This window comes from Micromonospora sp. NPDC049201 (assembly GCF_055586805.1).
In genome coordinates, this window is the sequence record NZ_JBVJHM010000003.1 from 434,157 (window position 1) to 448,075 (window position 13,919).

At 73.8% G+C, this 13,919-nt stretch carries 12 protein-coding genes and 1 pseudogene; 10 read left to right on the forward strand and 3 right to left on the reverse strand.

The window, feature by feature from the left end; genetic code table 11:
• Position 1: 1 nt before the first annotated feature.
• The 6 genes and pseudogenes from ACZ6O5_RS09150 to ACZ6O5_RS09175 all read left to right on the forward strand — a co-directional run bounded on the left by ACZ6O5_RS09150 (position 2) and on the right by ACZ6O5_RS09175 (position 6,830).
• Positions 2-721, forward strand: coding sequence for a YqeB family protein (locus ACZ6O5_RS09150; RefSeq protein ID WP_465975676.1), 720 nt, complete (start codon positions 2-4; stop codon positions 719-721).
• An 85-nt stretch (positions 722-806) separates the two neighbouring features.
• On the forward strand, positions 807-1,316 hold the full coding sequence (locus tag ACZ6O5_RS09155; RefSeq protein WP_465975678.1) for a hypothetical protein: 510 nt from the start codon (positions 807-809) through the stop codon (positions 1,314-1,316).
• Between the two features lie 116 nt (positions 1,317-1,432).
• Positions 1,433-2,857 carry an amino acid permease gene (locus ACZ6O5_RS09160; protein ID WP_465975680.1) on the forward strand — a complete coding sequence of 475 codons (1,425 nt, stop codon included), beginning with the start codon at positions 1,433-1,435 and terminating at the stop codon, positions 2,855-2,857.
• Between the two features lie 184 nt (positions 2,858-3,041).
• A pseudogene (locus tag ACZ6O5_RS09165) lies at positions 3,042-5,506 on the forward strand (CDP-alcohol phosphatidyltransferase family protein).
• Positions 5,507-5,519: 13 nt separating this feature from the next.
• Positions 5,520-6,275: an FkbM family methyltransferase gene (locus tag ACZ6O5_RS09170; RefSeq protein ID WP_465975682.1), complete on the forward strand. Its 756-nt coding sequence runs from the start codon at positions 5,520-5,522 to the stop codon at positions 6,273-6,275.
• A gap of 15 nt (positions 6,276-6,290) precedes the next feature.
• On the forward strand, positions 6,291-6,830 hold the full coding sequence (locus tag ACZ6O5_RS09175; protein ID WP_465975684.1) for a DUF1697 domain-containing protein: 540 nt from the start codon (positions 6,291-6,293) through the stop codon (positions 6,828-6,830).
• Between the two features lie 10 nt (positions 6,831-6,840).
• Here ACZ6O5_RS09175 and ACZ6O5_RS09180 read toward each other — a convergent pair whose 3' ends face one another.
• Both ACZ6O5_RS09180 and ACZ6O5_RS09185 read right to left on the reverse strand, forming a co-directional pair.
• On the reverse strand, positions 6,841-7,821 hold the full coding sequence (locus tag ACZ6O5_RS09180) for an MBL fold metallo-hydrolase (RefSeq protein ID WP_465975686.1): 981 nt from the start codon (positions 7,819-7,821) through the stop codon (positions 6,841-6,843).
• 155 nt (positions 7,822-7,976) lie between these two features.
• Complete coding sequence (locus tag ACZ6O5_RS09185; RefSeq protein WP_465975688.1) at positions 7,977-8,855, reverse strand: serine hydrolase; 879 nt, start codon at positions 8,853-8,855, stop codon at positions 7,977-7,979.
• A 38-nt stretch (positions 8,856-8,893) separates the two neighbouring features.
• Here ACZ6O5_RS09185 and ACZ6O5_RS09190 point away from each other — a divergent pair, with 38 nt between their 5' ends.
• The 4 genes from ACZ6O5_RS09190 (at position 8,894) to ACZ6O5_RS09205 (ending at position 13,200) form a co-directional block, all read left to right on the forward strand.
• The gene (locus tag ACZ6O5_RS09190) at positions 8,894-9,871 is read left to right on the forward strand and encodes a LysR family transcriptional regulator (RefSeq protein ID WP_465975690.1); all 978 of its coding nucleotides are present in this window, start codon (positions 8,894-8,896) and stop codon (positions 9,869-9,871) included.
• Between the two features lie 40 nt (positions 9,872-9,911).
• A complete protein-coding gene (locus ACZ6O5_RS09195) occupies positions 9,912-11,081 on the forward strand; it encodes an endonuclease (protein WP_465975692.1) in 1,170 nt (389 codons plus the stop codon).
• A gap of 132 nt (positions 11,082-11,213) precedes the next feature.
• On the forward strand, positions 11,214-12,068 hold the full coding sequence (locus ACZ6O5_RS09200; protein WP_465975913.1) for an aldo/keto reductase: 855 nt from the start codon (positions 11,214-11,216) through the stop codon (positions 12,066-12,068).
• A 148-nt stretch (positions 12,069-12,216) separates the two neighbouring features.
• Complete coding sequence (locus ACZ6O5_RS09205) at positions 12,217-13,200, forward strand: aldo/keto reductase (RefSeq protein WP_465975694.1); 984 nt, start codon at positions 12,217-12,219, stop codon at positions 13,198-13,200.
• A gap of 13 nt (positions 13,201-13,213) precedes the next feature.
• Here ACZ6O5_RS09205 and ACZ6O5_RS09210 read toward each other — a convergent pair whose 3' ends face one another.
• The gene (locus ACZ6O5_RS09210) at positions 13,214-13,714 is read right to left on the reverse strand and encodes a GNAT family N-acetyltransferase (protein ID WP_465975696.1); all 501 of its coding nucleotides are present in this window, start codon (positions 13,712-13,714) and stop codon (positions 13,214-13,216) included.
• Positions 13,715-13,919: the final 205 nt, after the last annotated feature.

The window sequence follows — 13,919 nt, forward strand, 5'->3', positions numbered from 1 at the left end:
CGTGGCCGACCGGGAACCCGGCGACGTCGTGGTCGACGGCGGGGTCGGCGAGCTGGTGGTGATGTGGGCCGGGTTCCCGCTGCTCGGCGCGGGACTGGGCGCCGGGCTGACCGCCCTGTCCGGCTGGCTCGCCGGGCTGGCCTGGTTCCCGTTCCAGGACGTGTTCGCGCTGCTCGACAGGTGGCCGGACCAGCGGTCGTACCCGCTCGGCGCGGGAGTGGCGGCGGTGGCGGGCCTGGCCCTGGCCGTGGTGGGCGTACGGGAGCGGCTGCGGGTCACGGTCGGGCGCCGGTCGGTGCGACTGCACCGGGACGGGCACGGCCGGGACCTCGCCCGGACCGAGGTGGCCGGCGTGTTCGTCGACGGCAGGGCGCTCGTGCTGCTGGACCGGGCCGGCGGCGAGCTGGCCCGGGAGCGGTCCGACCTGAGCGCCGGCCGGCTGCGGGAGGCGTTCACCGGCCAGGGCTGGCCCTGGGTCGACCAGGACCCGCACCGGGACGCGTACCGGCGCTGGGTGCCCGAGCTGCCCGGGCTGCCGGCCGGCGCGGACGCGTTGCTGCGGGCCCGGGAGCGGGCGCTGAGGGACAGCCGCGGCGCCGAGGTCCGGGAGCTGCACGGGGAGCTGGCCCGGCTCGGCGTCGTGGTGCGGGACGAGGGAAGCCGCCAGTACTGGCGGCTCGTCCCTCCCCCACCCACCCCTTTCACCCCACCCCCGCGCTGATTCACGGAAAGAGTGGCTATCGGACGCGGAATAGCCACTCTTTCCGTGAAACAGGGGGCGGGGGGAGGGGCTCTACACTCGGGCGATGGGAGGTTCTGCGCGTTGGCGGCTCGCGTCGGTTCTGGTGGTGGTCCTGCTGTTGGCCGGTTGCGGCGGCGAGACGAAGCAGGTCGCCCTTCCCCCGCCGGCGAGTCCCACACCGAGCCCGGTGGTGCCGCTGACGGTCAAGGAGGCGAAAGGGCGCTACCTGGCCGCGGTGGCGGCGTACGACATCGCCCGGGACGAGGTGGCCGAGGCCGAGAAGGCGGGCCGGCCGTGGCGGACGGTGCGGGAGCGGGCCGGGGCGGCCGTGGACGCCAACCTCGCCTGCGCCGGTGAGCTGCGCGCGGTGCGCTGGCCGGCTGCCGCGCGGGCGCCGATGGCGGCGCTGCTCACCGAACACGAGGTGGCGCTGCGGCAGTGGCGGCTCGCGGCCGGGGCCGCCGACGCCGCCGAGCTGCGCCGGGCGACCCGGGCCGCCGCCGCGCACGACGGCGTCCGGCAGGCGGCCCGGGTACGCGCCGCGCTGGGCCTGCCGCCACTGCGCGCCACCTGACCGCCACGGGCTGCGATCTTCGGCGCGAGGACTTACCGTCGTGCCGTGGCGTGACCGCGGCGTGTCGCGGCGTGACCACGACTCGGGAGCGTGGCGGCGCGGCGGGAGGGGTCACCATGACCGTTGGACGGGGCATCTTCCGGCGTAAGCCGGTGGAGCAGATCGCCGACGAGACCGAGGAGGGGCTCGCCCGCGAGCTGGGCCTGTGGCAGCTCACCGCGATCGGGGTCGGCGGCATCATCGGCGCCGGCATCTTCGCACTCGCCGGCGCGGTGGCCAACGAGACCGCCGGGCCGGCCGTGCTGGTGTCGTTCCTGATCGCGGGCCTGGCCAGCGCCGCCGCCGCGCTGTCGTACGCGGAGTTCGCCGGCATGATCCCGAAGGCCGGCTCGGCCTACACCTACGGCTACGCCGTGCTGGGCGAGGCGGTCGGCTGGTTCATCGGCTGGGACCTGCTGCTGGAGTACACCGCCATCGTGGCGGTGGTGGCGATCGGCATCTCCGGCTACTTCGGCTTCCTGGTCACCCAGTTGGGCGCCGACCTGCCGGCCTGGATGCTCGGCGCGCCGGGCACCGGCGACGGGCACCGCGTCGACCTGTTCGCGGCGGCGCTCTGCCTGCTCATCGCGTACCTGCTCAACCGGGGCATCAAGGCCGCGGCGCGGTTCGAGACGTTCGTGGTCGGGCTGAAGGTCGTCGTGGTGCTGCTGGTGATCGTGGTCGGCTTCTTCCACGTCAAGACCGGCAACTACTCGCCGTTCTTCCCGTTCGGCGTGGGCGGCGCGATCACCGGGGCGGCCACCGTGTTCTTCGCGGTCTTCGGGTACGACGCGATGAGCACCGCCGCCGAGGAGTCGCGGGACGCCCGCCGGCACATGCCGAAGGCGATCATCTGGTCGCTGGCCATCTCCATGGTGCTCTACGTGTTGGCCACGCTGGTGCTCACCGGCATGCAGAACTACCGGGAAATCGACCCGGAGAGCGGCTTCTCCTCGGCGTTCGCCTCGGTCGGGCTCTCCGGTCTGGCCAGCGTGATCGCGGTCGGGGCGATCATCGGCATCCTCACGGTGATGTTCACGTTCATGCTCGGCGTGACCCGGGTGTGGTTCTCGATGAGCCGGGACGGGCTGCTGCCGGCCTGGTTCGCCAAGGTGCACCCGGTGCGCCGGGTGCCCAGCCGGGTCACCTGGATCGTCGGCGTCGCCTCGGCGCTGATCGCCGGCTTCCTGCCGATCCGGCAGGCCGCCGAGCTGACCAACATCGGCATCCTGTTGGCGTTCGTGGTGGTCTGCGTGGCGGTGATCGTGCTCCGCTACCGCCGACCGGACGCGCCCCGGGCGTTCCGGCTGCCCGGCATGCCGGTGGTGCCGGCGGTCGGCGTGGTGTTCTCGATCTGGCTGATCACGTTCCTCGACCCGGTGACCTGGCTGCGCTTCGGCGTCTGGTTCCTGCTCGGTGCCGTCGTCTACGCGCTGTACGGCTACCGCCGCTCGGCGCTGGCCGGCCGCGACGACGACCCGGCCGACGCGCCGCCCCGCTGACCCGCTGACCCGCCCCGCCGAGCCGCTGACCCGCCCGGACACGAATGCCCTCGGCCCGCCCGGCCGGGCGGGCGCCCCGATGTGACGTGCGCTCTTGATCGTGCGTTTTCGGTATCAGAGCGAACCGTTCGGGCATGTTCTGCGTACACACCGGTGGGTCGTACGCGCGCAATTCGGAGGCACAGTGTCAGTGGTTCGGACTGATCCATTCGCGGGGACGATCCTCCAGCTCGGTGTGCTGGCGGGAATCGCCGGCACCGTCGGCCTGGGCCGGGCCGGCTGGCTGGCCGGTCTCGTCTACGGGGCGGTGCTGCTCACCGCGCTCGGGCACGGGCTGCGCCGCGCGGGCGCGCGCCGGCTCGGCCCGGCCGACTGGGTCACGCTGACCCGGGCGACGCTGACCGGCGGCGTGACCGCCCTGGTGGTGGACTCGTTCAGCCGGCCCACCCCGGTCGCGGTGCTGGTCGGGCTCACCACCGTGGCGCTCGCGCTCGACTGGGTGGACGGGCAGGTGGCCCGGCGCACCGGCACGGTGAGCGCGCTCGGGGCCCGGTTCGACATGGAGGTCGACTCCTTCCTCGTCCTGGTGCTCTGCCTCCACGTCGCCGACCAGGTGGGCCCGTGGGTGCTGGTGATCGGCGCGATGCGGTACGCCTTCGTCGCGGCCGGTTGGCTGCTGCCCTGGCTGAACGGTCCGTTGCCGCCGCGCTACTGGCGCAAGACGGTCGCCGCGGTCCAGGGCATCGCGCTGGCCGTGGTGGCGGCGGAGGTGCTGCCGACGGCGCTGGCCGTCGCGGTGCTCGCCGGCGCGTTGGCGCTGCTCGTCGAGTCGTTCGGCCGGGACGTGCGCTGGCGGTGGCGGCACCGCGCGCCGGCCGTCCGCACCGAGCCGGCCCGTCCGGCGGCGGTGCGTTCCCCCGTGCCGGCGGCTCGCCGGGCCGGCTGGGAGCCCGCCGCTCCGGTGCTCGCCGGACGCGCCGAGGTCGGCGGTCGGCGGCCGTGACCGACGACGACCCGACCCCGACCGCCGGGCACGACCCGACCCCGACGGACGGTCTCCGGCGCAAGGCCGTCACCGTGCTGGCCGCCGCGTTGGCGCTTGTCGCCCTGATCCTGCCGACCGACGTCAACGACCTCACCCCGGCCGCGTTCCTCCGCATCCCGGTGGAGGGGCTGATCGCGGTCGCCCTGCTGCTGGCGCTGCCGCCGAGGCCCCGCCGGATCGTGGCCACGGTGCTCGGCGCGCTGCTCGGCCTGGTGCTCGTCCTGAAGATCGCCGACCTCGGCTTCTCCACCGTGCTGGACCGCCGCTTCGACCTGATCGCGGACTGGGCGTTCCTGGCCGCCGGCGCGGAGTTCCTCGCCGAGTCGTACGGGCGGGCCGCCCAGGTGGTGGCCGTGGTCGCCGCGGTGACCGCGGTCGTCGCGGTACCGGTGCTGGTGACGTTGTCGGTGCGGCGACTGGCCCGGCTGGTCGCCGGCCACCGGGGGGTCAGCGCCCGGGTCGCCACCGCGTTCGGCGCGGCCTGGGTCGCCTGCGCGGTGCTCGGCGCGCAGCTCGTGCCCGGGCTGCCGATCGCCGCCGGCACGGTCGCGGCCGGCGTGTACGACCGCACCCGGCAGGTCAACGCCGGGCTGCACGACCAGGAGCGGCTGCGCTCCCAGCTCGCCGGCGACCCGTTCCAGGACACCCCCGGCGACCAGTTGCTGACCGGGTTGCGCGGCAAGGACGTCCTGGTCACGTTCGTGGAGAGCTACGGCCGGGTGGCGGTGGAGGACCCGGAGCTGGCCCCGGAGGTGGATGCCGTCCTGGACGAGGGGACGCGCCGGCTGACCGCGGCCGGCTACGGCAGCCGCACCGCGTTCCTCACCTCGTCCACCACCGGCGGCGGGAGTTGGCTGGCGCACGCCACGCTGATGTCCGGCATCCGGGCTGACAACCAGCTCCGCTACACGAACCTGGTACGCAGCGACCGCCTGACGCTCAACGGCGCGTTCAAGCGCGCCGGATGGCGGACGTCGCTCGTCATGCCGGCCCTCACCCGGGCCTGGCCGGAGGCCGACTTCTTCGCCCCGGACAAGGTCTACGGCGCCGGTGACCTCGGCTACCGGGGGCCGACGTTCAGTTTCTCCTCGCCGCCGGACCAGTTCACCCTGGAGGCCTTCCAGCGCGCCGAGCGGGCCCCCGGGCACGACCCGGTGATGGCCGAGATCCCGCTGCTCTCCAGCCATCTCCCGTGGTCGCCGGTGCCGCCCCTGTTCGACTGGGACGACCTGGGCGACGGATCGGTCTTCGCCGGCACCAACCGCGCCGACCGGGCGGACGAGGGCACCCGGAAGGCCTACCGGAACTCGATCGTCTACACGCTGCGCACCCTGGTCTCCTACGTGGAACGCTACGGCGACGAGAACCTCGTGCTGGTCTTCCTCGGCGACCACCAGCCGGCCCGGGCGGTCACCGGCGAGGGGGCCGGCAGGGACGTGCCGATCACCATCGTGGCGAAGGACCCGGCCGTGCTCGACCGGGTCGCCGGGTGGGGCTGGCGGGCCGGCCTCAACCCGGACCCGAACGCCCCCGTCTGGCCGATGGAGGAGTTCCGCGACCGGTTCCTGCGGGCGTTCGGCCCGCAGTCCAGGACTCACAGTTAGGAACGGCGTGACGATGCTCGCACGGACCTGGGGGATCACCCGGTCCCTGGCCATCTACCACGGCCAGCCGGCCAAGCACCGCCGGGCCCGCCGGCTCTACAGCCAGTTCCTCGGCCCCGGCGACCTCGGCTTCGACATCGGCGCCCACGTCGGTGGCCGGGTCCGCACCTGGCGTCGGCTGGGCGCGCGGGTGGTCGCGGTCGAGCCGCAGCCGGACTGCCTGCGGGTGCTGCGCCTGGCATTCGGGCGCGACGACGGCGTGGCCATCGAACCCACCGCGGTCGGTGCCCGCGCCGGCCGGGCGCGGTTGGAGCTGTCGTCCGCGACGCCGACGGTGTCCACCATGTCGTCGTCCTGGATCGACTCGGTGACGGCGGACCCGAGCTTCGCCGGGGTGCGGTGGGACCGCTCGGTCGAGGTGCCGGTGGTGACGCTCGACGACCTGGTCGCCAAGCACGGCGTACCGGCGTTCTGCAAGGTCGACGTGGAGGGCTTCGAGGGTGACGTGCTGGCCGGGCTGAGCCGGCCGGTGCGCGCGCTCTCCTTCGAGTACCTCCCACCGGCGCACGACGCCGCGCTCGCGGTGCTCGACCAGGTGGAGCGGCTGGGCGCGTCGGCGGGCGGCTACCGCTACAACTACTCCCCGGTGGAGACGATGCGCTTCGCCGCCGACGAGTGGCTCGACGCGGCCGGCCTGGTCCGGCTGCTGGAGACGTACCGGCCGGCGGGTCGCTCCGGCGACGTCTACGCCCGGTTGGCGTCCGCCTGACCTAGGCTGCGGGTCATGACCCGCTACGCCGCCCTGCTGCGGGGCGTCAACGTCGGCGCCACCCGGCTCGCGATGGCGGACCTGCGCCGCGTCGTCGCCGACCTCGGGCACACCGACGTCAAGACCTATCTCCAGAGCGGCAACGTGGTGTTCACCGCGCCTCCCGCCCGCGACGAGGTGCTCGCCGAGGGCATCGCCGGGCGGCTCGCCGACGAGTTGGGCCTGCGGGTGCCGGTGCTGGTCCGCGACGGCGACGAGTTGGCCGCGCTGGTCGGCGCGAGCCCGTACGCCGGGCGTCAGGACGACCCGACCCGGGTGCTCGTGGTGTTCCTGTCCGCCGCGCCGGACCCGGCCCGGGTCCGCGAGCTGGCCGTGCCGGCCGGCGAGGAGATGGCGTACACGGTGGTCGGCCGGGAGCTGCACCTGCACTACCCGGCCGGCAACTACGGGCGGACGAAGTTCACCACCGCGTACCTGGAGAAGACGTTGGGCGTGGTGGCGACGGCGCGTAACTGGAAGTCGGTGCTGGCGCTGCGCGACCTGACCGCCGGTTGAGCGCGACCGGTCAGAACCGGTACGCGGTGTGGTACTCGGGCACCACCACGCGGCTGCGCGGCGAGACCCGGCGCACCTCGGCGATCAGCGCGTCGAGCCGGTCCCGGTCGGTCGGGGCGACCGTCGGCGGGTTGACCAGCGGGGTCTCGAAGTTGTCCCAGTGCACCGGCACCACGGTCCTCGGGTGGTCCAGCGCCGCCATCAGCCGGGGCACGTAGTCGGCCACGGACGCGGTGGCGGCGGAGGCGATCATCGCCACGTCCGGAGCCAGGCCGGCGTATCGGCGCTCGTCCAGGTCGCTGGCGCCCATGAAGAACACCGACGGCCCGCCGTCGACCCGGATCTGGTAGGCAAGGGTGTCCCCTTCGGGCAGGTCGGAGACCTTCGTCGGCTGCGGCGGCGGGCTGACCCGCACCCCGGGGAAGGCCATCGAGAAGGCCGCGTTGCGGCTGTGCAGCGAGCCGACCACTTCCACCGTGTACCCGTCGAAGTCGAGCACCTCGCCGCCCTTGACCGGGGCGAGCTGCCCGGTGGGCAGCCCGTACGCCACGCCGAGGTGGTAAGCGGTGAGGGTGCCAAGGACCCGGGCGCCGGTCCGGGCGGCGATGTGCGGCACGTCGTTGAAGTGGTCCCAGTGGGTGTGCGTGACCAGGATGTTCTCGGCGCGGTCGGCGAGCCGGTCCACCACGTCGGCGGCCACGGTCAGCGCGGTGTCCGGGTGGAACGCCCCCCGGAAGAGGCCGGTGTCGAACCGGCTGAGGTACGGGTCGACAAGCACGGTCCGGTCGCCGATGTCGATCCGCCAGCCGGCCGTGCCCCACCAGCGGAAGCTCACCGCGCCGGCCCGGTGCCGGCGGGCGGGCGGGGCGCTCGGAGCGGCCTGGGCCGGAGTGCCGGCGACGAGCCCGGCGGTCGAGACGGCGGCGGCGCCGACGGCGGTGTCACGCAGGAGGCGGCGGCGGGCGTAGCCGGCCGGTCGGTTCTCGGGCATGGGTGGTCCTCCCCGTTCGGGATCGGTGGATCGGTAGCTCCACCCCACCACCGCACCGGCGACGTCGTCCAAGATCGAACGGCTGAAGGATCGATATCCGTTTCGATATGACCGCAGGTCGGAGCCGGTACGCCCGAGGGCCAGCGGCCCGGAAATCAGCGCAGCGACTCGACCGCGGCCCGGGCGGCCTCCCCCATCGCCAGGTCCACGTCGATCCGGCGGGTCCCGAGCTGATCGGTGCGCACCAGGACCGCGATGGCGTACCGGGCGCCGTCGGGATACTCCGCGACACCGGCCTCCAGGTGCAGGCCGGGCAGCGTGCCGGTCTTGCCGGCGACCCGGACGCCGGGTGGGAAGCCCGCCGTGAGCCGGGTCCAGAAGAGCTGCCGCCCCATCAACTCCCGGACCGTCGCGCAGGCCTCCGCCGGGCCGGCCTCGTCCCGCCAGACCAGGCGCAGCAGCCGGGTCAGCTCCCGGACCGTGCTGGAGGAGGTGTGTTCCGGGTCGAAGACCCGCATGGCCCGGATCCGCTCCGGCGACAGGGTCGGGAAGATCCGCGCGAAGTCCGCCTCGGTACGCGCGCCGACGTCGGCGAGCATCGTCTCGACCAGTTGTCGGGGGCCGCCGACGATCCGGGTACGCGGCAGGTCCAGCTCCGCGGCCAGCATCGACGGCACGTCCGGACCGACCCGGCGCAGCAGCAGTTCGGCCGCCGCGTTGTCGCTCACCGACATGGCGAGGTACGCGAGGTCACGCAGGGACATCTCCACGTCGTCGGCGCAGCCGGCCACCCCCCAGCCGCCGAGCCGGTCGGCGGCGCCGACCAGCACCCGCTCGGTCGGGTCGAGCTGGCCGGCGGCGACCTGCCGGGCGAACTCCAGCACCAGCAGGATCTTGAAGACGGACGCGATGACGATCTGCTCGTCGGCGCGCAGCGCCACCTCGCGCGCCGGGTCGTCCACGTCGGCGACGTGCAGGCACCCGCTCAGCCCGGCCCGTCCGAAGATCTCCCCGACCCGTTGCGCCGCATCCACGCCGACACGGTAACCAGCGCGGACGCTAGGGTGCGCGGGTGGACCTGCTGCGACACCTGCGGCACTTCGTGGTGGTCGCCCGGGAGCTGCACTTCGGCCGGGCCGCCGACACGTTGGGCATGGCGCAGCCGCCGCTGAGCCAGTCGATCCGGCGACTGGAGCGGGAGCTGGGCACCGCGCTCTTCGACCGGTCGCAACGGCAGGTCCGCCTCACCACCGCCGGCCAGTTGCTGCTCGGCGAGGCGGACGACCTGCTCGCCGGCGAACGCCGACTGCGCCACCTCGCCGACCAGGTACGCCGGGGCACGCTCGGTGTGCTGCGCGTCGGCGTACCCCCGGAGACGCCGGCGGTGACGGTGCGCGCGTTGCTCGACGGGCTGGCCGCCCGCGCAGCCGGGCTCGACCTCGACCTGCACGAGCTGACCAGCGCCGAGCAGCGGCGGATGCTGGCGGAGGGACGGCTGGACGTCGGCCTGCTGCACCATCCGGTCGAGGAGGCCGGACTGCGGTTCGGGAAGCCGGTGGACGTGCCGGTCGGGGCGTTGCTGCCCCGGACCTCGCCGCTGGCCCGGGTCCGTGAGGTCGCGCTGGCCGACCTGTCCGGCCTGGATCTGGTCACCGCGCCACCGGCCACCGCCCCCGGCTGGCACGAGCACCTGCTGACGGTGTGCCGGCAGCACGGTTTCGTCCCGCCCCGGGTCCGCCCGGCGCGCAACCCCGAGTTCCTGTTCGGGTTGCTCCTGGCCGGTGGGGCGGTGGCCGTCGAGCCGGCGGCCCTGGCGCGGCGTGAACCGCGCATCGCCTGGCGACCGCTCGTCGGCGCGCCGCTGGCCCGGCGGATCTCCGCCGTCTGGCCGGACCGGACGGCGCACCCGGCAGCGCCGATGTTCGGCCGGCTCGCCGCCGAAGTGCTGGCCGCGGCGGAGACGCCGGCCGGGTCGGCGTCCGTCGTCCCGTCGGCCCGCCCGTGGCCGGTGCTGTTCGAGGCCGGTCGGGACGGAAAGTTGTCGCCGTGATCTCCCGGAGTTCACCCGCCACCGAATAGCATCGCTGGGCATGAATATGAAGAGCGTCACCCGCTCGCGATCCGGGCGGCTGATCGCGGCGGTCGTGCTGACCGTCACCGTCGCGACCCCACTCGCGGTGACCGGCGCGGCCTCGGCGGCCACCACGCTGACCGTGGCGCAGGCGCTGGCCGCCCAGGACGGCCGCGCGGCCACCGTCACCGGCTACGTCATCGGCCAACCGACCGCGACGAATACGGTGATCACGTCCGGCTTCACCGCGGACACCGCGATCGCGATCGCCGACCAGGCCACCGAGACCGGCACCAGCCGGATGCTGTACGTGCAGGTCACCGCCGCCTGGCGGAGCACCTTCGGGCTGCTCGCCAACCCCTCCCTGCGGGGCCGGCAGGTGACCGCGACCGGCACCCTGACCGCGTACTTCAGCCACGGCGGCCTGAAGAACCCGACCGCGATGAGCCTCGGCGGCGGGACCACCCCGAGCCCGACCCCGAGCCCGACCGGCACCGCCTCGCCCACCGACTACTACGCCGCCGCGACCGGCAGGACCGGGCCGGCGCTGCGCACCGCCCTGCACACCATCATCAGGACCCAGACCAAGCTGACGTACGACCAGGTGTGGGACGCGCTCAAGGACACCGACCAGGACCCGGCGAACCCGGCCAACGTCATCCTGCTCTACAGCGGGCGCTCGCAGAGCAAGGCCAGCAACGGCGGCGGCGTCGACGACTGGAACCGCGAGCACGTCTGGGCCAAGTCGCACGGCGACTTCGGCACCGCCACCGGCCCCGGCACCGACGTGCACCACCTGCGACCGGAGGACGTGTCGGTCAACTCGCTGCGCGGCAACAAGGACTTCGACGCCGGCGGCAGCGCGGTGGCCGAGGCGCCCGGCTGCTACACCGACGCCGACTCGTTCGAGCCGCGCAACGCGGTGAAGGGCGACGTCGCCCGGATGATCCTCTACATGGCGATCCGGTACGAGGGCGACGACGGCTGGCCGGACCTGGAGCCGAACGACTCGGTGGCCAACGGGACCACGCCCCGGCTCGGCCGGCTGTCGAAGTTGCTCGCCTGGAACGAGCAGGACCCGCCGGACGCGTTCGAGCAGCGCCGCAACCAACGCATCTACGAGCGTTGGCAGGGCAACCGCAATCCGTTCGTCGACCACCCCGAGTGGGCGCGGTCCATCTGGGGCTGACGGCTTGTCCCAGATCACCCACCGCCGGCCGTGAGGACGCCCGCCGAGCGGGTAGGAACCCCGGGTGGCACGGCCCGGGAGCCGCGTGGAAGCGCTTCCGGGCATCCCGGACGATCGGAGATGAGACACGACATGGCCGCCCACAGCGTTCCGGACATCTCGCTCAACGACGGCAACTCCATCCCGCAGCTCGGCTTCGGCGTGTACCAGATCGACCCCGGGGAGACCGCCCGGGCGGTCGGCACGGCGTTGGAGATCGGCTACCGGCACATCGACACCGCCCAGATGTACGGCAACGAGGCCGAGGTCGGGCAGGCGGTGCGCGCCTCCGGCCTGGACCGGGGCGACGTCTTCGTCACCAGCAAGCTGAACAACGGCTTCCACCGCCCGGACGACGCCCGCAAGGCGTTCGAGCGGTCGCTGCGGGCGATGGAGTTCGACTACCTCGACCTGTTCCTGATCCACTGGCCGCTGCCCACGCTCTACGACGGCGACTTCGTCTCCACCTGGAAGGTGCTGGAGGAGTTCCAACGTGACGGCCGGGTGCGGTCGATCGGCGTGTCCAACTTCCAGGTGGCGCACCTGGAGCGGCTGGCCGCCGAGGCGGACGTGGTGCCGGCGGTGAACCAGGTCGAGGCGCACCCGTACTTCGGCAACGAGGAGGTGCGGTCGTACGACCGGGCGCACCAGATCGGCACCGAGGCGTGGTCGCCGATCGCGCAGGGCAAGGTGCTCGACGACCCGACCGTGGTCGACGTCGCCGAGCAGGTCGGGCGGACCCCGGCCCAGGTGGTGCTGCGCTGGCACGTGCAGCGCGGCGACATCGTCTTCCCGAAGTCGACCACGCCGAAGCGGATCGAGGAGAACTTCGCCATCTTCGACTTCACGCTCGACGACGCCACCATGGACCGGCTCGGCAGCCTGGACCAGGGCGAGGCCGGTCGGCAGGGCCCCAACCCGGACACGTTCGACTACGTACCGGACTGAACCGGCCGGAGGAGGGGCCGACGCGGCCCCTCCTCCGCCCGCGCGGCGGGCCGACCGGCTCCCCGACGGGCTCGTCAGCCGGGGTTTGACTTCGCGCGCACTCGAAGGGGCAGGGTGGCGGAAACGCTCCGACGGGGAGGACCCAGACATGCGTCACCGCACCATCGGCACCGATCCGGCCACCCACCGCGAGGTCAGCGTGCTCAGCCTCGGCGCGATGCTGTTCGGCACCGCCACCGACGAGGCCACCTCCTACGCCATCCTCGACCGGTACGTCGAGGCCGGCGGAACGTTCGTCGACACCTCGAACAACTACGCCTTCTGGCAGAACGGCGGCCAGGGCGGCGAGAGCGAGACGCTCCTCGGCCGCTGGCGGCGCAGCCGCGGGATCGGCGCCGAGATCGTGTTCGCCACCAAGCTCGGCGCCCGCCCGCTCGCGCCCGGCACCAGCTACCGGGACAACCGGGAGGGACTGTCCGCCAAGGTGATCCGCGAGTCCGCCGAACGCAGCCGGGAACGGCTCGGGGTCGACCGGATCGACCTGCTCTACGCCCACATCGAGGACCGGACCGTGCCGCTGCGCGAGACGGTGGAGGGCTTCGCGGAGCTGGTCGCCGAGGGCACGGTCGGGCTGCTGGGCGTGAGCAACCACCGCGCCTGGCGGGTCGAGCGGGCCCGGGCCCTCGCGGCGGCGGCCGGGCTGCCCGGCTACGACGTGCTCCAGTACCACCGCAGCTACCTGCCGCCCCGGGTGGACCTGCCGAGCGAACTGGACCCGGACGGCCAGATCGGCTGGGCCGGCCCCGACCTGGTCAGCTACCTGCGGGCCGAGCCGCGGCTCACCCTGGTCGCGTACTCCCCGCTGCTCAAGGGCGCGTACGCGAAGCCGGAGCGGCTCGACGAGGCGTACGCGCTGCCCGGCACGCCGGCCCGGCTGGCGGCGCTGCGCGCGGTGGCCGCCGAGACCGGTGCCACCGTCAACCAGGTGGTGCTGGCCTGGCTGATGGGCGGCGACGTGCCGGCGATCCCGCTTGTTGGTTTCTCCTCGGTGGCCCAGTTGGAGGAGGCCCTGGCCGCGGTGGACCTGGAGCTGACCGCCGAGCAGCGGACGCGCCTGGACGCGGCGTACTGACCGGCCGGCCGGGTCAGCGCGTCAGGTCGATGCGCCAGTCGTTCGAGCGCATCAGGTGCCCCGGCGGGTATTCGAACTCCGTCGGGCCGAGCAGCGTGAACCCGGCCCGGCGGCACACCGCGTTCGACGCCGGGTTGTCCACCGACGGGTACGCGTGCGCGAAGCGCCGGTCGCCCACCGCCGAGGCGGCCGCCACCACCGCACGCACCGCCGCCGTCGCCAGCCCTCGCCCCTGGTGGGCCGGGAGCACCGCCCAACCCATCTCGTACACCGGCTCGTCGCGCCAGTCACGCGGCCAGAAGCCGACGCTGCCCACCTTCGTCCCGTCCGGCGTGACCACCGCGAACATGGTCCCGCTGCGCGGGCCCGGCCCGCGCACGTAGCGCTCGTGACGGGCGCGCACCTGCTCGTCGGTCTCCGGGCCGCCGGTGTGCGCCCGCACCTCGGGGCTGTTCAGCGCCCGCAGCAACGCCAGGTCTTCGGTGCTCCAGCGGAGGATGCGTACCTCGGTCATCCACCGATTCGACCAGACACCCCCGACGAGACGGCCCGCCAGATCCGATCTGGCGGGCCGTCTGGCGCCTACCGGTCGAGGCCGGCAGTGTGGGGAGGGCGGCCGGTGGCGGACACGTTCGTCGTGGTCACGCCGAAGTACAACCGCTGCTCGCCGGCCTCGTTGAACAGGCGATCGACTTCGCGTACGACGAGTGGGAGTCGGC